The organism is bacterium, assembly GCA_035295165.1.
GTDB lineage: Bacteria > Sysuimicrobiota > Sysuimicrobiia > Sysuimicrobiales > Segetimicrobiaceae > JAJPIA01.
Window position 1 is genome coordinate 17295 of the sequence record DATGJN010000119.1, and the last position, 17298, is coordinate 34592.

A 17298-nucleotide genomic window follows, 5' to 3' on the forward strand; every position below is an offset into this window, starting at 1 on the left:
CCGCGATACCCGTCGGCCGCCCGACGTGCGAGCGGCTAACCGGGAACGCGCTGTTCTCCGAGGAACGCGACCGGACCGCCAACCGTGGGCGGGTTCCGCGGTTCGTTCGGGTGCGGTCAGGATACGATCGATCGACGATCTACCGGCAGGGCGGTTGGAGCACCTGGTTCGACTGCGCGGTCCCGGCGCTGTTGTCTGTGTTGGAGTGCCACGTCCACACCCCGATCACGTGGTGCTGGTCGTTCAGCACGGGCGAGCCGCTATTCCCCGCTTGTGGTCTGCCGTCGAACTGCATGTCGAACACCTGCGTCCCATCCTGGGCGGTGTGGAAGCCGCTCACGTGCCCGTCCGCCTTCCATTCCTCTGGAATCGGCGAGATGTGCCCGAACCCAAGCACCTGCACGTGCTGGCCGGTTGCAGCGCCGTCTGCGACCACCAGGGCACGAAACGTCGGCATCGCCCCGTCGCGCGCGGTGGCCAGGGTGATGCGTTGTCCATCGTGCAGCTTATCGACTAGCTCGCGGAACGGGAGCGAAGGAGGCTCCACTGCGATCTCCGCGATGTCCCGGCTCAAGAGCACGGACCTGGTGCCGTCCGTGAGGGGGTTATAGGAGAGTCTGGTTGCGCAGATGATCCGCGCGTCATAAAACGTGTGGCCGACAACCGCCACCAACTTGTACCGATCCGGTCGCGAGAAGCTTGGGAAGACCACGTGGCTATTCGTGATCGCGGTGCCGTCCGGCTTGATGAAGAAACCCGTTCCCGACACCCCCAAGGCCCAATTGGCGTTCCCGTCGAGGTTGATGACCTGGAGCACCGCGTCGGCCGGGTCGGGCGCGTCTGCGCCGGCGAGCGACGCCGCGCCGAGCAACAGGAGCGCGCCGAGCGCGGCGGCGAGACGGTGCGGCATCGCGTTTCCTCCGGCGTACGACGTACCGGACTCTTCACCGCCCCGGGGACCTGTCCCTGGCGAGCGAGCCCGTGGAGATGGGTGTCCTCTGCACCCGCGACCTGGGCATATCTCCAATGACGAACACTGGCTCGGAGCTCGATTATCTTCTCCTCACCGTGGTGACGCATCGTCACGCTCGTCCGCGAGTGGCTACGAGGGTACAGGGCGCCCAACGGATCGGCCGGCCTCCCGGGGGCGGTCCTGCTTCGCCATTCCCTCGTCGTCGGTGCGGGCGCCACGGTGCTCGTGGGGGTCGGGGTGGGGGCGATCGCCGCCGGGATCGGTGAGAAGTATCTTGTGATCTGGCGGGACCACCCCGCCGTACTCGGCGAGTCGATCTGGGCGGCGGTGGCGGTGGGCGCGCTCAGCCTGTACGCGACCTTCGCGGCCGTGCTCCTGGGCGCGGCGAGGGACCTCGAACGGCGTCACGTGGCGCTGCAGCAGGTCTTTACCGACATCGTGCAGTCACTGTCCCACGTGCTCGAGACCCGGTACACTAGGGCCGGAGACCATTCTGATCGGGTCGCCGAATTGGCCGCCGCGATCGCGGCGGCCATGGGCATGTCGCCGGAGGAGGTTCGCGATGTGCGCATCGCGGCCTATCTGCACGATGTCGGGAAGATCGGCGTCCACGACGACGTTTTGGTGAAACGCGGCCCGCTGACGAACGAGGAGCGGGCGGCCATGCAACGGCACGCCGTCTTGGGGTACGAGATCCTGGGGCAGGGACTGCTCCCGGAACGGATCAAGCTGGCGGTTCGCCATCATCACGAGTGGTGGGATGGGAACGGATATCCGGACGGGCTCGCGGGCGTCGCCATCCCACTGGCCGCGCGCGTCATCGCCGTTGCGGACGTCTACACGGCGCTGACAGCGGATCGTCCGTACCGGTCGGCGCTCGCCCCGAGCGATGCGGTGGACGACATTCGCCGCTGGGCTGGCTCGCAGCTCGATCCGCAGGTGGTTGCGGCATTCCTCAGGTTGGGGCAGGAGGAGCCGGCGCCGGTGGGTGCGGAGGATTCCGCCTCGGGTCGGCAGGTGTCGTTCCAGCCCGGATTCTAGGACGAGGGAGACTTACTCAGCGTGAGTGGTTCGTCGGGGCAGGCCGAAGAGTACCTAAGCGTTGCAGAGCTGGATCGCTTCGCCACATTGATGGAGCGCATGGTCCACGCGGACGGCGACAATCCGGAGGCGGTGCTCCTCCGGCTCCTCGATCATTGTATCGTACTGATGGGGGCCGAGGGCGGATCGATCATGGTGCTCGCCGAGCCGAAGGTGCTCGCGCTGCGTGTCGCCCGAGGCCGGCTCGACGACGTGAAGTCGCATGCGCCGGTTCCGTTCGGACAGAGTATCGCGGGGCGCGTGGCGGAAACCGGCGTCGGCATGCTGGTGCAGGATGTGCCCGAGGGGTTGACCGGCTACATCTCCAAGACGCACCCTCCGCGGTCTGCCGTGTGTGTGCCCATCCGGTGCGAGGACCGAGTCGCCGGGATCCTGAACCTGAACCTGTGGACGGCCGACCGCCGGTTCGGCCCCACCGATCTTCGGATCGCCCGCCTGCTCGCGATTCAAGTCGCCTGGGTCCTCACGCTGAACCAGCGGCTCGCCGAGATCTGGCGCATCGCCAAGGTGGACGGGCTGACCGGGCTCTCGACGCGGTGGCACTTTAGGATGCGGCTGGAAGCCGAGATCGCCCGATCCGCGCGTCAGGATCTGCAGTTTTGCGCGGTCATGACCGATCTGGACGAGTTCAAGCATCTCAACACCCGGTACGGGCACCTCGCGGCCGACGCCGTGCTGCGAGAGCTCGGTACCGTGATCCAGGCCCACGTGCGGACCATGGATCTCGTGGCCCGGTTCGGCGGGGACGAGTTCGTCCTGCTCCTGCCGGAGGCGGACATCCGAACGGCACTGCAGATCATCGGGCGTCTGCAGGCCGCCGTGGCCGCGCATCGGTTTCTGGGGCCTCAGGGAGAGGCGATCGGGCTGTCGCTGTGCGCCGGTATCGCGCAGTATCCGCTCGACGGCAGGGATCCCGATGACCTGCTCGAGGCAGCCGATCTTGCCTTGATGGACGCGAAGCGCCGGGGCGCCGGCGCCGTGTCGATCGAGGCGCCGATCGGGTAGACTCCGCTCCGCGTCTGGCGGGTTTCCTGAATCGCCGTGCCGCCGCGGTTTACGTCCCGCGCGGCGGCCACTGCAACCGGGGCGCTCGGCGCCGTCGGCGGGCGCGTCCTGTCAGCGCCGCAGGGGGGGACGAGGCGGTCGTACGGCTCCCGCATCAGCGGGGAGGAGACCATGACGTCCGCCGACGCGCGGGTGCACGCGACCGGGACGTTCCAGCCGGCCGCGACCCGAAGCAGCGCCCGCACGTCCGGATCGTGCGGCAGCGGTTCGAGCGGATCCCAGAAGACGATCAGAAACTCGATCGCGCCGCGCGCAATCCTCGCGCCGATCTCGAGGTCGCCGCCGAGCGGCCCGCTGTGGGACGTGGTGACCGGGAGCCCCCACTCCTCTGCGATGATCCGTCCCGTGGTGCGCGTCGCGTACAGGCAATGGCGCTCCAGCGACCCACGGTTGAACCGCATCCAATCGACCAGTTCGGCCTTCTTGTTGTCGTGCGCAATGCACGCAATCCGCTTCTCGCGTTCGATGCGAATCCGGTGGTACGTCTCCACGCCATCACCTCTCGAACGGGCCCGCGTGCGCCCGCGGGGGGACTGTTTCCTTCGAGAGTAGCGCGGCGGTTCTCTAGCGAAGGTGAGGAGGCGTTCAAGGCTGTGTGAAGCGTCAGTGCTCGTCCAGGCGGTACCCGATGCCCCGGACGGCGACGATGCGAATGCCGCCGGGGGCCTCGATCTTCTTGCGGAGCCAGGCGATGTGCGTGTCCAACGTTCGCGTGTCGCCGAAGTAGTCTTCACCCCACACGTCCCGCAGGAGCCGCTCCCGGCGCACGATCTTGCCTTGATGTCGCAGCAGCAGGTGCAGCAGGCCAAACTCCTTGGCCGAGAGCGGCACCGGCACGCCGCTCGCCGTCACCTCGTGGTGTTCGACGTCCATCACAAGGCCGTGGATCGAGAGCTTGCGCTCCACGCCGGCCTGGATGACGAGTGTCTCGAGGACGTTCGCGATGTCTTCACACCGGTCCGTGGCGTCCTCCAGCATCTCGCAGATGTCTTTCCACTTGAGGATTTCCTTCGCGCTCGCGCGGCTCGCGAACAGCCGCCCGATCGCATCCCGTAGCACGTCGTCGCCGCGGTTCTCCAGCAGATGCAGGGTCCGGGTGTGCGGGAAGACGTCATGCATGTGAGGGACGCGGCGCACCGCCTCCCGCAGTTCTCGGGCGGACTCCAGCACAATCTTCCCTAGGTCGAGCGCAGGTGGGAACACCCGCCGGATGCGATGGATCGCCAGGCGCGCCGCGGCGGCCTCGATCCCGTCGAGCACGTCGTCCAAGTTGCCGGTGAGCGCCTGGACCGCCTCCGACAGCGTCGCATCGCCCCGGCCTGACGCCAAGGTTTCGAAGAGGTCGCGCGCGATCGCGTCGCCTTTGTGCTCCAGATCGCGGATCGGGGGCCACGCATCGCTAAAGGACGCTTTGCCCTCCAACCCCGTCACCAACGCACGCGCGGCGTTGAGGATCGTTTCCGTCATGTCCTGCAGGAGGGCAAACTCCTGCGGGCTTGGGGCGGCCCCCGGCTCAGGCGCGGGACGATCGCGATCGACGTCCATACACAGGCATTATAGCGTACGGCGCCGACGTCGGTCCGCCGCTATGGCGGGTCGGGGAGCCCGAACAGCCGCCGCGCGTTGCCGCCGAAGATCAGCGCGAGATCTTCCGCCGACAGATCGAGCCGGCCGAACGTCTCCCGCTGGTCCTCGAGGATGGGCACCCGATAGTCCTCCGGCGCGCCGGAATCGGTGCCGAACATGATCCGGCGGACCCCGTACGTGCGGAGCAGGTCCCGGAACACCGCCTCGAGCGGCGGACAGCCCGGCGTAAACTCGCGCCAGTTGTTCGTGCCGGATGTGTCCACCCAGATGTTCTCCGTGTGATAGGCGAGGAAGAGCGCTTCCCGCAGAAACCCGGCTCCGCAGTGAGCGATCGTGAACGTGAGCTCGGGAAAGTCTCGCGCCGCCGCAGAGAGGTGCAGCGGGTTCGCATACAGGAGGTCGTAGATCGGCGCGATGGTGATCCCGAAGTGGAAGAGGACCGCGAGGCCTTGTTCAGCGGCCGCCTCGTAGACGGGATACACGCCGCGGTCGCTCGCGCTGAATCGCTGGATCGGGGGATAGAGCTTGAGGCCGCGGAGCCCCCGCGCGCGGAACCGGCGCACCGTCGCCGCCGCATCGGCCGCGGTGGGATCAACGACGCTTCCCCAGGCCTGGAACCGCTCGGGATTGAACCGCATGAACTCGGCCAGCTCCTCGTTGCCTTCGCCGACGGCGATGAAGAACCCAGTCTCGACGCCGGCCCGATCGAACGCAGCGGTCCAGCGCACGGCCTGGTCGCGGAGGGAGACGCCTTCGAGTGCTTGAATCCGTTGCGCCAAGCGGCTTCCCTGCCCGGCGAACGCCTCCATGGCCTTCGGGCGGATCGACCAGGGGCGGTCCCGCATGCGATGGAACATCGAGGCGGTGATGAGGTGCAGGTGGCTGTCCACGGTGTGGGGCACGGAGAGAGGCATCATCGTCTCCTTTCAAGGGAGAATTCGCGTTCGCGGCGGCGCCGCCTGCGTGCGGGACCGCGCCGGCGCATCCCGGCGTGACGGCCCCGTTCAGGCTGCTTGGGTGCGCGGCAGGGCGACCGACGGCGACACCGGGCTTGGCAACCGCGCGGTGGGGCACTAGGATGGAGGGCAGATGACCCGTCTGATTCGGCTGGTGCTGTTGTGGGCGGTCGCTGTCGCGGTGACGACAGGCGGCATCGTTGCCGTGCGGCCTGCATCGGCTGCGCCGGGGATCCGGATCCTCTTCCGGACCGGTGAATCGGCTCCGGACGGAGGCACCTACGCCGAGTTCTCCGACCCGGTGATCAACAACCGCGGGGACATCCTGTTCGGGGCCGTGCTGGCGGGTGCGCGGCCCCGCGAGACGATCTACGTGCGGACCGGCAGTGGGCTTCGACCGCTCGCCTCCACGGGCACGTCGGTCCCCACCGGCGGCGTGTTCCGCGCGTTCAGCGACCTGCTCCTCAACGATCGCGGTACCGTCGGGTTTCTCGCGCGCACGACCGATGCGCGGGCGCCGGAGGGGATCTACCTGGTGCGGGGCTCGCGCGTCGTGCCCGTCGTGACCGTCGGTCAGGCCGCGCCGACGGGCGGCGCCTTTGCCGATTTTGCGAATCCGGCAATCAACAACCGTGACTTGATCGCCTTCGTCGGCCGCACCGTAGGGCAGGAGGGCATCTACACGAACAGCGAGGGGACGACGACCCCGGTGTTGATGGCGGGGCAACCCTCGCCGACCGGCGGCGCGTTCGAGTTCTTTCTCGACGGAACCCCCGCGCTGAATGATCGTGGGCAGATGGCGCTCGTCGCATCGACGACCGAGCACCACGCCCAGGGAGTATTCGTGCTGGTCGACGGGCGGCCCGTGCCCGTCGTGACGACGGAGGACGACGCGCCGGTCGGGGGGCGCTTTACGGAGTTCGGATCCGTGGTCCTGACGAACGCGGGCACCGTCGGGTTCATCGGACGGACCGGACGAAGTCAGGTCGCGGAGGCGTTGTACGTGACGGGCCGCGCGGCGCTCCTCCCCCTCGCCGTCGCCGGGCAGGACGTGGCCGGGGGTGCACTCACGAAGTTCGGCACCGCCGCGATCAATGAACGCGAGGAGATGGTGTTCGAGTTGAGCCTTCCGATCATCCCCCAAGCCGTCTATGTTGCGACGCGCGCGGGCGTGCGCCCGATCGTGCAAACGGGGGACCGCGCCCCCGGCGGCGGCCTGTTCGCCGCCTTTAGCACGCCGGTGTTGAACGACGCCGGGCAGGTGGCGTTTGTCGCGGAGACCGACGACGGCCGCCACGGCATTTACCTCCTGGCGCTGCGATGAGTGCGGAGCCGAACGCGGGCGCGGCGCTCGACGGATTGTGGGCCGTCCAACAGGTGGACGCGAGGTTGCTGGACGCCCGCGGGCGCCTGGCGGGGCTCGACGACGGGACGGCCCTGCGTGCGGAGACGGACGCGGCTCGTGCCGCGGCCGTCTCCACGGCGGCGCGCCTCCATCAGGCACAGGCGACCCTGCGCGACCACGAGCTGCAATTGCAGACGACGGAAGCCAAACAGCGGAAGGCGCACGGCGACCTGTACGGCGGACGGATCTCCAACCCCAAGGAGCTCGCGGGGCTCGAGGAGGAGAGCGGCGCCCTCGCCCGTACGCGCGACCACCTCGAGGATCAGATTCTGAGTCTGCTCGATCAAGTCGAAGCGCTGAAGCGGGAGGACGCCGAGGCGCGAGCGTCGTTGGGGGCGCTCGAGCAACGCCTGGCCGCGCACCTCGCGGCGTTCGAAGTAGCCCGCAGCGGGATCGATGCGGAAATCGAGACGCTGCTGGCGCAGCGCGCGGAGCACGCGGCGACCGTGGAGCCGCGCTTGCTGCGCAAGTACGACGGGATCGCGGCGCAGGAGGGCGGGGTCGGCATGGTCGCGATCCTCGGCGGGTTCTGCGGCGGATGCCGGAACGACGTGCCGTCGCACTTCGTGTCGCGGATCCGGACCGGGCAGGTCGTGACCTGCGAGCGCTGCCACCGCATCCTGTACCTCGACGGCGCGTCGTGACGCGACCGGCTTCCTCGGAGGTCACGGTGTGCATCGACGGGGCCTCCCGCGGGAACCCCGGGCGGGCCGCCATCGGCGTCGTCGTGCTGCGTAGCGGCCGTGCGGTCCGCGAGATCGCCGAACCGATCGGGGTCACGACGAACAACGTGGCGGAGTACCGCGCGTTGCTGCGGGCGCTCGAAGAGGCCGCGGCGCTCGGTGCGCGCCGCCTGCGGGTGCAGAGCGACAGCGAGCTGCTCGTGCGCCAGCTGCTGGGCCAGTACAAAGTCCGCAGCGAACAGCTTGTCCCGCTCCATCGGACCGCGCGCGCGCGGTTGCGCGCGTTCGACGATGTCGCGATCGTGCGCGTGCCGCGCGAGCAGAATCGCGCGGCAGACGCCCTCGCGAACCGCGCGCTGGACGAGGAAGATCCGGCGCCGCGCGCGTCCGCCGGGCGCGCCTGACCGGCGGCGCACGCGGCGCGCATCTCCACAATGTCTCCATTTTGAATCCACACTCCCTCCATCCCGTCGCGGCATACTGGGGCCGAGCAGAGATACAAGGAGGGGTGTGTATGAGAGTCGTGCTTGCGATCTTGGTCGCGCTGGCGCTCGCCGCCGCGGGCGCCGGGGTCGCGTCGTACTCGTACTCGCTCGGGGTCGCGCAGGGACTCGCGCAGAGCGGCAAGCTGCCGGCGCCGGGGCCGTATCCTGGGTACGCGTATCCGTACCCGTACTGGTACGGAGGGCCGTTCCACGGGCCCTTCGGGTTCTTCGGCATCTTCTGGGCGGTGCTGCTGGTGTTTCTCGTGATCACGCTGCTGCGAGGGATGTTCTGGCGGGGCCGTTCGTGGCGTGGAGGCGGGAGCAGAGGGGTCCCGCCGTGGTTCGAAGAATGGCACCGCCGCGCCCATGAGCCGCAGAGCGGCACCGGGACGTCGTAGATGCGTGTCCGCGTACCGCGCCGTGTGATGGCCCCGGAGCGCCGCGCGTTTGCTGCGAGCCGGCGCGCCCTCGGGACGGGTAGACGGTGAAGCGGCCGCGGGAAGCCGGCGCAGCAATGGCGCGCTTCCCGCGGCTCGATCTCCTCAACCATGCGAACGATTCTCGTCGTTGACGATGAGCCCAAGATCGTGCAGGTGGCCCGGGACTACCTGGCGCGGGCCGGGTTCCGCGTGCTGACCGCGGGTGACGGCAATGCCGTGCTGACGATGGTGCGGACGGCGCGGCCCGACCTCCTTGTGTTGGACCTGGCCCTGCCCGGGATGGACGGACTCGACATCACCAGGGCGCTGCGCAGAGAGTCGCAGGTTCCCGTGATCATGCTGACGGCCCGTGCGGACGAATCGGACCGATTGATCGGATTGGAGCTGGGGGCGGACGACTACATCGTCAAGCCGTTCAGCCCGAAGGAACTGGTGGCCCGTGTCCGAGCCGTCCTGAGGCGGTGGGACGCGGCGCGCGCGGGGACGGATCTCGTCCGCGCCGGCGATCTCGCGCTCGACGTGCCCCGGATGCGGGCGCGCCTCGGCGACCGCGCGCTTGCGCTCACGCCCACGGAGTTTCAGCTCCTCGCCGTAATCGCCCGCGAGCCGGGGCGCATCTTCACGCGCGGTCAGCTCCTCGAGGCGGTGCACGGCATTGCCGTAGAGTCCTACGAGCGCGCGATCGACTCGCACATCAAGAACATCCGGCGCAAGGTCGAGCCGGATCCGCACCACCCGCGGTACGTGCTGTCCGTTCACGGCATCGGCTACAAGTTCGCGGACGAATGACGCGGGCCCGGTGCGCGTCGCCGCGCTGGGGCCCCCGCCGCGGGCGTCCGCCGTGGTGGCCCGACGACGAAGCGTGGCCGCCCGCCGGCCGGGGCGAGGTGTGGCGGCACGTCAAGCGACGGTTTCTGCTCCGCGTGCTCGCGCGTGTGTCGGCGGTGGTCGTCGCGGTGGCAGCTCTGTCGGTCCTCCTCCACTGGGCCGTCATGCACGTGTTCGGGATCATGGCGCCCGCGGGGAGGACGGGCGTCGGTGCGGCGACCGTCGCCCTGGCGGCGGTGCTGTGTGGGATGGTTCTTGCCGGCGTCACGGTCCGCGTGATGGTGAGACGGGTGGGCGATCTCATCGTGGCCCTCGGCAGGATCGCCGACGGTGACTTTGGAACGCGCGTCCGCGAAGCGGGCCCGCCCGAGGCGCGGATCCTCGGCCGCGCGTTCAATAGAATGGCGGAGCGGTTGGAACGTCAGGACGCGAAGCGCCGCGGGCTGCTGACGGACATTTCCCACGAACTTCGAACGCCGTTGACTGTCCTGCAGGGGAATCTGGAGGGGATGCTCGACGGCGTGTACCCCCGCGATGCGGAGCACCTGTCGCTGGTGCTCGAGGAGACGCAGGTGCTCGCTCGCTTGATCGAGGATCTGCGGACCCTCACGTTGAGCGAGAGCCTCGAACTGGCGCTGGCTCGGGCGCCGACGGATCTCGCCGCGGTGGCCCGCGACGCGGTCGCCTCGTTCGAAACCCAGGCGGCGGAGGCCGGGGTCTCCTTGCGATTGGACGCCACGCCGGACCTGCCGCTGGCCGAGGTGGACCCGGAGCGCATTCGCCAAGTGATCAACAATCTGCTGTCCAACGCGCTGCGATATACAGCTGCGGGCGGGACCGTGTTCATGCGTTGTGCGGCGGGTTCCCCGGGGCAGCTCGTCGTGACCGTCGAGGACACTGGCGCCGGGATCCCGGCGGAGGACCTGGCCCACATCTTCGAACGCTTCTACAAATCGCCCGATTCGCGCGGTACGGGTCTGGGCCTCGCCATCGCAAAGAGCCTGGTCGAGGCCCACGGCGGCGGGATCATCGCCGAGAGCGTTGTCGGGAAGGGGACGACGATGCGCGTGACGCTGCCCGTCCAGCCGCCGTCCTAGCGCCGGCGAGGAGGCCCCGGGCGCGTTCTCCACGGCATCTCCACGATTCCCTCACATTGGATCCACGTGCGTGCCGCATACTGAGGGCAGGTTGCCCGAGCGGATGTCGGTCGTCCTCTGGCGGGCTCGGGTTGGTGCGGCATCGGTCGTGCCGAAGGAGGAAGCCGCATGCACGAGTCTCGTTCCCTCACGTCCTTCGACGGCGGCGCGTTTGCGGCGCGCCCCATCCCGACCTACCCGGATCTGGCAGGTAAGGTCGCCGTTGTGACGGGGGGGGCCCGCGGCATTGGGGCGGCGACGTGCCGGCTCCTGGGCGCAAACGGCGCTCGCGTAGTGGTGAACGGGCGCGATCGCGCGGCGATCGCGGAGGTGGCGGACGCGATTCGGTGCGACGGGGCGGAGGTGCTCGGCATCGCCGCCGATGTGACCGACGTCGCAGCGATTGAGGGGATGCGCGACCGGACCGAGCGCGACTTGGGCCCCGTCGACATCCTCGTGGCGTTCGCCGGCGGCAGCACCGTGCACCCCGGTCCGGTTCATCAGATCACGGAGGCGGAGTGGCGTGCGGTCGTGGACGGCAACCTCACCGCGGCGTTCCTGACCGCAAAGGCGTTCCTCCCGGCCATGATCCACCGGCGGCGCGGTGCGATCGTGACGATGGCGTCGACCGCGGCGCGTCTCCCGCTGGGCGCACCAGCGCCGTACGCTGCGGCAAAGGCCGGCGTGGCGACGCTGTCCCGGTGTCTGGCGGCCGAGGTCGGCCGGCACGGCATCCGCGTCAACTGCATCGCCCCGTCCGCGATTCGGACGGAGCGCACCGCGCGCGCCATGCCGGAAGAGGTCCAACGGCAGGTGGCCGCGCTCCACCCGCTCGGCAGGCTGGGGGAGCCGGACGACGTGGCGCTCGCGACGCTGTATTTGGTGTCCGACAGCGCGGCGTGGCTGACGGGTGTCACACTCGACGTCGCGGGCGGTCGGATCATGGTGTGAGCGCCGGCCCATTGAACCCCTGCGGCGCCCATGCTAGCATGGGTGTGGGAGCAGGCCGGGCGGCCGCGGGCGCTACGCGCTCGAGGAAAGTCCGGGCTCCGTAGGGCAGGGTGCTGGGTAACGCCCAGTGGGGGCGACCCCGAGGACAGTGCCACAGAAAGATACCGCCTTCGCACGCAAGCGCGGAGGTAAGGGTGCAACGGTGCGGTAAGAGCGCACCAGCGGCCGGGCGACCGGCCGGCTCGGCAAACCCCACCCGGAGCAAGGTCACGTAGGGGGAGATGAGGCGGCCCGCCGATCCCCGGGTAGACTGCTAGAGGCGCCGGGCAACCGGCGTCCCCAGAGAGATGGCCGCACTCGACAGAACCCGGCTTATAGGCCTGCTCCCGCTTCCCACCGACGCGATGCTTCCCACGGCCGCGCCGTTCGAGCCGGCGCCGCCGCGGCGTGCGGATCCAGCCGTCCTCGCGGCGCGAGTCCGCCGGTCGACCCCGTGATGGCCACCACGACAGACGAGATCAACCGAGCGGTGTTGGAGCGGCTGCACGCGGCCGAGCCGGTGCTCGAGGACGTCCTGTCGGCAGGCGAGGTGGTGCCCGGGTTCGGGCCGAGGACCGCGCTGCACGCGGGCCCCGCCGTCGCGTGGGACGAGATGTGCGGGCCGCTCCGCGGGGCGGTCGTCGGAGCGCTCCGGCTCGAGGGCTGGGCCGAGACGGAGACCGACGCGGTCCGCCTGATCCAGTCGGGCGACGTGACGTGTGGATCGGCCCACGACCACGGCGCGGTGGGGCCGATGGCCGGGGTGATCACGCCGAGCATGCCGGTGTTCGTCGTCCGCAACCGCGCGTTCGGCAACATCGCCTGCTGCACCATCAACGAGGGCATCGGGAGCGCGCTGCGGTTCGGCGCGAACGATGCGAGCGTGTTGGATCGGCTTCGATGGTTCGCCGCAACGCTGGGTCCTGGACTCGGCGAGGCGGTGCGCGGAGCGGGCGGGATGGATCTCCGAACGATCATGGCCCGGGCGCTGACGATGGGCGACGAGCTCCACCAGCGGAACGTCGCCGCGACATCGCTGTTCGTTCGGGCGCTCGCGCCCCATCTCGAGCGTGTGGGCATGTCCGCCGACGCCCGCGGCCGCATCTTCGAGTTCCTGTCGTCCAACGACCAATTCTTCTTGAACCTGGCGATGGCGGCCGCCAAGGCGTCGGCGGATCCGATGCGGAACGTGCCTGGGTGCACGCTGGTGACGGCGATGGCGCGCAACGGAACCGTGTTCGGGATCCGGGTCAGCGGGACCGCCGACCGCTGGTTCACCGCGCCGTCGCCCGTGCCTCAGGGGCTTCTGTTCCCGGGGTTCACCGAGGCGGACTGCAACCCTGATCTCGGCGACAGTGCGATCACGGAGACGATCGGACTCGGCGGCGTGGCGATGGCCGCATCACCGGCGGTCGTCCGATTCGTCGGCGGCGCGTCGGTCCGCGAGGCGCTTGCGGTGACCCGTGAGATGGGGGAGATCTGCGCCGGGACCAGCCCGTACTACCGCGTTCCCGCGCTCGAGTTCGCCGGCGTGCCCACGGGGATCGACGTCCGACGCGTCGTCGCGACCGGGATCGCGCCGGTGATCAACACCGGGATCGCTCACCGCCGCGCCGGTGTTGGACAAGTGGGCGCGGGCACGGTGCGGGCGCCGCTCGGCGCGTTCCGCGACGCCGTCGCTGCGCTCGCCGCCGCGCGATGACGGACGGTGATGCCGCCGCCGAAGACACAGGGAACGTCAGGTGGTTCAGAGAAAGTCGACTTAGACTATTCCCGTCGGAGGTCGCCGATGAGCCAGCAAACATCAACCGGACCTCGATCGTATCCGACTGACCCGTTGTTCGAAGACAACGCCGTGGGGCGGATGAAGCAAGAGGTGTGGGACGCGAGCGACGCGCAGATCGACGCGATCCTCGCGGAGTACGGGTTGCCCGCCCCCTGCGAGTGGGCCAAGCCCGGGTCGTACATTCAAACGACGGTCCGTCACCGACTAGAGGCCAACCGGCGAAAGAACGACATCGTGCTGATCCCGCTGGGGTGCACGGAGAACCACGGGAAGCACATGGTGAGCGCGACCGACACCCTGTACGTCAGCATGATCTGCGAAGGGGTGCGGCGCTACACTGAAAAGCGAGGCGCGCCGGTCAACCTGGCGCTGCCCCCGCTGAACTACGGCGGCCATCCCTATCACCACTTGGGCATGCCCGGCAGCGTGATCGTGCGAGAGGAGGTGGTGCGGGAACTGCTGATCGACGTGATGCTCGGGCTGTGGAACGACGGCTTTCGCAAGCAGATCATGCTCAACAATCACGGACAGTTGTGGATCTTGGAGTCGGCGGTCCAGGAGTTCTGCAAGCGCTACCAACTGCCGGGTGTGTTCCGCGTCATGGACTGGCACCGGGCGGTGCGCGAGTTCTTCCGGACGAAGGCGCAAGGGGGGACGTTCGACAGTCCGTTTGTCCACGCCGACGAGTCGGAAACGTCGCTGTCCCTGTACCTGACCCCGGAGATGGTGGACATGACCTACGCCGTGGACACGAAGTCGGTCGAGTTCCTGCCGGGCGGGCACTTCGACACCTCGGTCGACGCGTATCGCCGGCCGCACCGGTGGAGCGAAGGGGAGGGGCACGCCGCGATCGAGATCAAGGGCACGCCTGAAGGGGTCGTGGGGCTTGCCACCCACGGGCAGGCGCGGAAGGCCAAACGGCCGCTGGCCGCGATCCTGCGTTACCTCACGCTGGTGCAGGACGAGATCCTCGCGAAGTTCCCGGCCGGCACCGTCCCGCCGCCTGAGCTGATGAGCTTCCGCGATCCCAAGGAGTTGGAACCGTTCCTGAAAGAGCCGCTGAGCCCTGGATGGAAGCCCGTGTACGCCTTGCCCATGATCGGCCAGCGATAGCGCACCGATTGGGGGAGGCGGGGCCGCGGGACTCAGCACGGTCAGTTCGAGGTCGGGAGAGGGCGGTGTGATCGATGCGCGGGTTGCAGGTACAGGCGGAATGGGAGCCGCGGGCAGGGTACCGCGTCTCGGAGTTCGAGCGCCGGACGGGCAAAGCGGTGACGGGGGCGAGCGTTTGGCGCCACCCGAAGCTGCGGATCGTTGACGTGGCGGAGCCGCCGCTCGGTCCGAAGGATGTGCGGCTGCGACCGCGGGCGTGCGGGGTGTGCGGATCGGACGTCCACTTCTACGAAACCGACAAGGACGGGTACATGCTGTATCCCGGGCTCACGAAGTTTCCGACCGTAATCGGGCACGAGTTCAGCGGCGAGATCGTCGAGATCGGCAACGAGGTGCGGGGGCTACGCGTCGGCGATCCCGTGACCGTCGAGGAGATGATCTGGTGCGGCGAGTGCGTGCCGTGTCGGAACGGCTGGCCGAACCAGTGCGAGAACCTCGAGGAGATCGGATTCACCATTCCCGGTGCGATGGCCGACCAGCTCGTCGTGGGCGCGAAATACTGCTGGCCGATCACGGCGCTCGCGGAGGCGTACGGGAGCGCAGAGGCCGGGTTCGAGGCCGGGGCGCTGTGCGAACCGACGAGCGTGGCGTACAACGGGATGTTTGTCCGCGCGGAAGGCTTCCGGCCCGGTGGAATCGTGGCCGTCTACGGGACCGGCCCGATCGGCTTCGCGGCGATCGCCCTGGCGCGCGCCGCGGGCGCGAGCCGGGTCATCGCCTTTGAGGTGAGCCCGTTCCGGCAGGAGTTGGCCAAGAAGGTCGGGGCGGACGAGGTCCACAGCCCCGTGGACCTCCAGAAGGCAGGGACGAGCCCGCACGAGGTCGTGATGCGGGCGAGCAAAGGGACGGGCGCCGACCTGCAGGTCGAGGCGGCGGGCGCGATGACGGCGACGATCCCGGAGATGGAGCAAGCGCTGGCGATCGGCGGCAAGATCGTGATCATTGGTCGGGCCGCGGAACGGGCGCCGATGTACCTGGAACACTTCCAGACCCACGCGGCGCAGGTGTTCGGGGCACAGGGGCACTCCGGCTACGGAACGTTCCAGAACGTGATCCGGCTGATGGCCTCCGGCCGGGTCGACATGCGGCCGGTCATCACAAGCCGGTTTCAGCTCGCGCAGGCGGATGCGGCGGTGGAGAAGGCGAGCAAACGGCAGGACGGCAAGGTCATGATCAAGATGGCATGAGGCTCTCGGCACGGACCAAAACGTCTGTGGATGGAGGGGAGCGCACATGAGCACCTCACGATCTGGCACGCGCAGGAGCAAGGCTCGACCCGTCCTGACGCGCCGGGACCTCCTCAAGACGGGGGCGGCGGGTCTTGCCGGCGCCGCGCTCGGGGCGGGCACGTTCGGCCGCATCGCGGCGTCCATCGCGGTGGCCGCGGCCAAACCGGCGCAGCTCAACCTGGGAGTGGTCGCGGGCGTCGAGGCCAGCGGCCTTAAAGCGATCGCGCCGGCCTGGGAGAAGGCGACGGGCGTGCGCCTGAACTTCATCGCGTATCCGTACCCCAGCCTCTACGAGAAGAACGTCACGGCCTTCCAGGCCGGCACGTCCCTGTTCGATGTCGTCATGATGGACGACCCGTGGATGCCGAAATTCGGGTCCGAGGGATGGCTGACCCCGCTCGACGCGCCGCCCTTCAACCTGAAACGGGACCCCGACGTGTTTCCGATCGTCTACGACCTGGGCTCCTGGCCGCCGCCGAGCGGTCCGATTCCGCCCGGCGAGGCGTCGAAGCCCCGGCACATCTACTCGATCACGATCGTGGGCAACGTGGAGATCTACATGTACCGGCGCGATCTGATTCCCGCAGCGCCGCAGACGTGGGACGCGGCGCTCGCGGCAGCAAAGAAGCTCAACAAATCCGGTTTCTACGGGTACGCGATCCGGGGGGCGAAGGGGAACCCCGTGATCTCCGATTGGTCGCCGATCCTGCGGGCGTTCGGAGGCCAGGTCTTCGACGACAACTGGAACGTCGTGCTGAACTCACCCCAGAGCCTGGCGGCGCTGACCTTTCTCGTGACCTCGCTCAAGCCGGTCGCAGAGCCGGGGGCTGACGTGGTGGACGCCGCCGACCGCAGCCGGCTCGTCGCCACCGGGCACGCGGCGCAATCGACGGTGTGGCCCGCGGAGGCGTCGGACATCACCGAGAACCCCAAGGTGAGCACGGTCCGCGGCAAGCTCGGCTACACGGTCGTGCCCGCCGGACCCGCCGGGGTGCACTATCCGCTGATGGGCAACTGGCTCCTCGGGATTCCCGCGGCCGCGAAGGAGAAGGCGTGGGCGTACCAGTTCATCACCTGGGCCACCAGCGCCTCGGTGCAGAAGACGTATGCGAGCGACGGCGGGATCCCGTTCCGGAAATCCGTGCTGACGGATCCCGCCCTCAACAAGCGGTTCCCGTACTTCCAGGCGATGGCGGCCTCGATGGCGGCACCACCGTTCTGGCGTCCGCGGACGCCCGAATGGTCGGCCGTGGAGACCATCCTCGGGACCCACGTGAATGCGGCGCTGGCCGGCACCGAATCCGCACAGCAGGCGATCGGCAAGGCGACGACCGAAATCACGCAGCACATGAAGGAGGCGGGCTACATCAAGTAGCCTCGCCGGGAGATCTTAGGCGGCGGGACGCCGCCCGGCCGGGCGGCGTCCCGTTCTGCGAGGGGGCTTCCTACGACGACGTCGCG

General features: G+C 69.0%; 16 protein-coding genes, 1 other RNA gene and 1 pseudogene. 14 read left to right on the forward strand and 4 right to left on the reverse strand.

All coding sequences use genetic code 11. The features are described from left to right. Positions 1 to 139: 139 nt before the first annotated feature. Positions 140 to 910 carry a serine protease gene (locus VKZ50_21870; GenBank protein HLJ62377.1) on the reverse strand — a complete coding sequence of 257 codons (771 nt, stop codon included), beginning with the start codon at positions 908 to 910 and terminating at the stop codon, positions 140 to 142. 282 nt (positions 911 to 1192) lie between these two features. On the opposite strand from VKZ50_21870, the gene VKZ50_21875 reads away from it, so the two are divergent. Then, positions 1193 to 2014 (forward strand): HD-GYP domain-containing protein, encoded by an 822-nt coding sequence (locus VKZ50_21875; protein ID HLJ62378.1) that lies wholly within the window; start codon positions 1193 to 1195, stop codon positions 2012 to 2014. 21 nt (positions 2015 to 2035) lie between these two features. Next, positions 2036 to 3079, forward strand: coding sequence for a sensor domain-containing diguanylate cyclase (locus tag VKZ50_21880; protein ID HLJ62379.1), 1044 nt, complete (start codon positions 2036 to 2038; stop codon positions 3077 to 3079). A 137-nt stretch (positions 3080 to 3216) separates the two neighbouring features. Here VKZ50_21880 and VKZ50_21885 read toward each other — a convergent pair. The 3 genes and pseudogenes from VKZ50_21885 to VKZ50_21895 form a co-directional block, all read right to left on the reverse strand. Then, positions 3217 to 3630, reverse strand: a pseudogene (locus tag VKZ50_21885) (methylglyoxal synthase). Positions 3631 to 3742: 112 nt separating this feature from the next. Then, positions 3743 to 4684, reverse strand: coding sequence for a DUF47 family protein (locus VKZ50_21890; GenBank protein ID HLJ62380.1), 942 nt, complete (start codon positions 4682 to 4684; stop codon positions 3743 to 3745). Between the two features lie 41 nt (positions 4685 to 4725). Further along, the gene (locus VKZ50_21895; protein ID HLJ62381.1) at positions 4726 to 5640 is read right to left on the reverse strand and encodes an amidohydrolase family protein; all 915 of its coding nucleotides are present in this window, start codon (positions 5638 to 5640) and stop codon (positions 4726 to 4728) included. 175 nt (positions 5641 to 5815) lie between these two features. On the opposite strand from VKZ50_21895, the gene VKZ50_21900 reads away from it, so the two are divergent. From VKZ50_21900 to VKZ50_21955, 12 genes are all read left to right on the forward strand, one after another. Then, the gene (locus VKZ50_21900; GenBank protein HLJ62382.1) at positions 5816 to 7006 is read left to right on the forward strand and encodes a choice-of-anchor tandem repeat NxxGxxAF-containing protein; all 1191 of its coding nucleotides are present in this window, start codon (positions 5816 to 5818) and stop codon (positions 7004 to 7006) included. Further along, entirely contained in the window at positions 7003 to 7731 is a 729-nt protein-coding gene (locus VKZ50_21905; protein HLJ62383.1) for a C4-type zinc ribbon domain-containing protein, read from the forward strand. Before VKZ50_21900 ends, VKZ50_21905 begins: the two co-directional genes overlap by 4 nt. Positions 7732 to 7757: 26 nt before the next feature. Next, positions 7758 to 8174: a ribonuclease HI family protein gene (locus VKZ50_21910; GenBank protein ID HLJ62384.1), complete on the forward strand. Its 417-nt coding sequence runs from the start codon at positions 7758 to 7760 to the stop codon at positions 8172 to 8174. A 110-nt stretch (positions 8175 to 8284) separates the two neighbouring features. Beyond that, the gene (locus VKZ50_21915) at positions 8285 to 8653 is read left to right on the forward strand and encodes a hypothetical protein (protein ID HLJ62385.1); all 369 of its coding nucleotides are present in this window, start codon (positions 8285 to 8287) and stop codon (positions 8651 to 8653) included. A 150-nt stretch (positions 8654 to 8803) separates the two neighbouring features. Continuing rightward, on the forward strand, positions 8804 to 9484 hold the full coding sequence (locus VKZ50_21920; protein HLJ62386.1) for a response regulator transcription factor: 681 nt from the start codon (positions 8804 to 8806) through the stop codon (positions 9482 to 9484). After that, the gene (locus VKZ50_21925) at positions 9481 to 10620 is read left to right on the forward strand and encodes a HAMP domain-containing sensor histidine kinase (GenBank protein HLJ62387.1); all 1140 of its coding nucleotides are present in this window, start codon (positions 9481 to 9483) and stop codon (positions 10618 to 10620) included. Before VKZ50_21920 ends, VKZ50_21925 begins: the two co-directional genes overlap by 4 nt. Before the next feature lie 168 nt (positions 10621 to 10788). Continuing rightward, a complete protein-coding gene (locus VKZ50_21930) occupies positions 10789 to 11610 on the forward strand; it encodes an SDR family NAD(P)-dependent oxidoreductase (protein ID HLJ62388.1) in 822 nt (273 codons plus the stop codon). A 47-nt stretch (positions 11611 to 11657) separates the two neighbouring features. After that, an RNA gene (gene rnpB / locus VKZ50_21935) (RNase P RNA component class A) lies at positions 11658 to 12001 on the forward strand. A 105-nt stretch (positions 12002 to 12106) separates the two neighbouring features. Then, entirely contained in the window at positions 12107 to 13351 is a 1245-nt protein-coding gene (locus VKZ50_21940; protein HLJ62389.1) for a DUF1116 domain-containing protein, read from the forward strand. 87 nt (positions 13352 to 13438) lie between these two features. Beyond that, positions 13439 to 14548, forward strand: coding sequence for a 3-dehydro-scyllo-inosose hydrolase (gene iolN / locus VKZ50_21945; GenBank protein HLJ62390.1), 1110 nt, complete (start codon positions 13439 to 13441; stop codon positions 14546 to 14548). Between the two features lie 74 nt (positions 14549 to 14622). Continuing rightward, positions 14623 to 15795, forward strand: a complete 1173-nt coding sequence (iolM, locus tag VKZ50_21950; GenBank protein HLJ62391.1) for a scyllo-inosose 3-dehydrogenase — start codon at positions 14623 to 14625, stop codon at positions 15793 to 15795. A gap of 46 nt (positions 15796 to 15841) precedes the next feature. Next, positions 15842 to 17212 carry an extracellular solute-binding protein gene (locus VKZ50_21955; GenBank protein ID HLJ62392.1) on the forward strand — a complete coding sequence of 457 codons (1371 nt, stop codon included), beginning with the start codon at positions 15842 to 15844 and terminating at the stop codon, positions 17210 to 17212. Positions 17213 to 17298 lie beyond the last annotated feature (86 nt).

Excerpts from the sequence above, each read along its gene's own strand:
- VKZ50_21870 (HLJ62377.1), bottom strand. The coding sequence starts at position 910 with ATGCCGCACCGTCTCGCCGCCGCGCTCGGCGCGCTCCTGTTGCTCGGC.
- VKZ50_21890 (HLJ62380.1), bottom strand. The coding sequence starts at position 4,684 with ATGGACGTCGATCGCGATCGTCCCGCGCCTGAGCCGGGGGCCGCCCCA.
- VKZ50_21895 (HLJ62381.1), bottom strand. The coding sequence starts at position 5,640 with ATGCCTCTCTCCGTGCCCCACACCGTGGACAGCCACCTGCACCTCATC.
- VKZ50_21900 (HLJ62382.1), top strand. The coding sequence starts at position 5,816 with ATGACCCGTCTGATTCGGCTGGTGCTGTTGTGGGCGGTCGCTGTCGCG.
- VKZ50_21905 (HLJ62383.1), top strand. The coding sequence starts at position 7,003 with ATGAGTGCGGAGCCGAACGCGGGCGCGGCGCTCGACGGATTGTGGGCC.
- VKZ50_21915 (HLJ62385.1), top strand. The coding sequence starts at position 8,285 with ATGAGAGTCGTGCTTGCGATCTTGGTCGCGCTGGCGCTCGCCGCCGCG.
- VKZ50_21920 (HLJ62386.1), top strand. The coding sequence starts at position 8,804 with ATGCGAACGATTCTCGTCGTTGACGATGAGCCCAAGATCGTGCAGGTG.
- VKZ50_21925 (HLJ62387.1), top strand. The coding sequence starts at position 9,481 with ATGACGCGGGCCCGGTGCGCGTCGCCGCGCTGGGGCCCCCGCCGCGGG.
- VKZ50_21930 (HLJ62388.1), top strand. The coding sequence starts at position 10,789 with ATGCACGAGTCTCGTTCCCTCACGTCCTTCGACGGCGGCGCGTTTGCG.
- VKZ50_21940 (HLJ62389.1), top strand. The coding sequence starts at position 12,107 with ATGGCCACCACGACAGACGAGATCAACCGAGCGGTGTTGGAGCGGCTG.
- iolN (HLJ62390.1), top strand. The coding sequence starts at position 13,439 with ATGAGCCAGCAAACATCAACCGGACCTCGATCGTATCCGACTGACCCG.
- iolM (HLJ62391.1), top strand. The coding sequence starts at position 14,623 with ATGCGCGGGTTGCAGGTACAGGCGGAATGGGAGCCGCGGGCAGGGTAC.
- VKZ50_21955 (HLJ62392.1), top strand. The coding sequence starts at position 15,842 with ATGAGCACCTCACGATCTGGCACGCGCAGGAGCAAGGCTCGACCCGTC.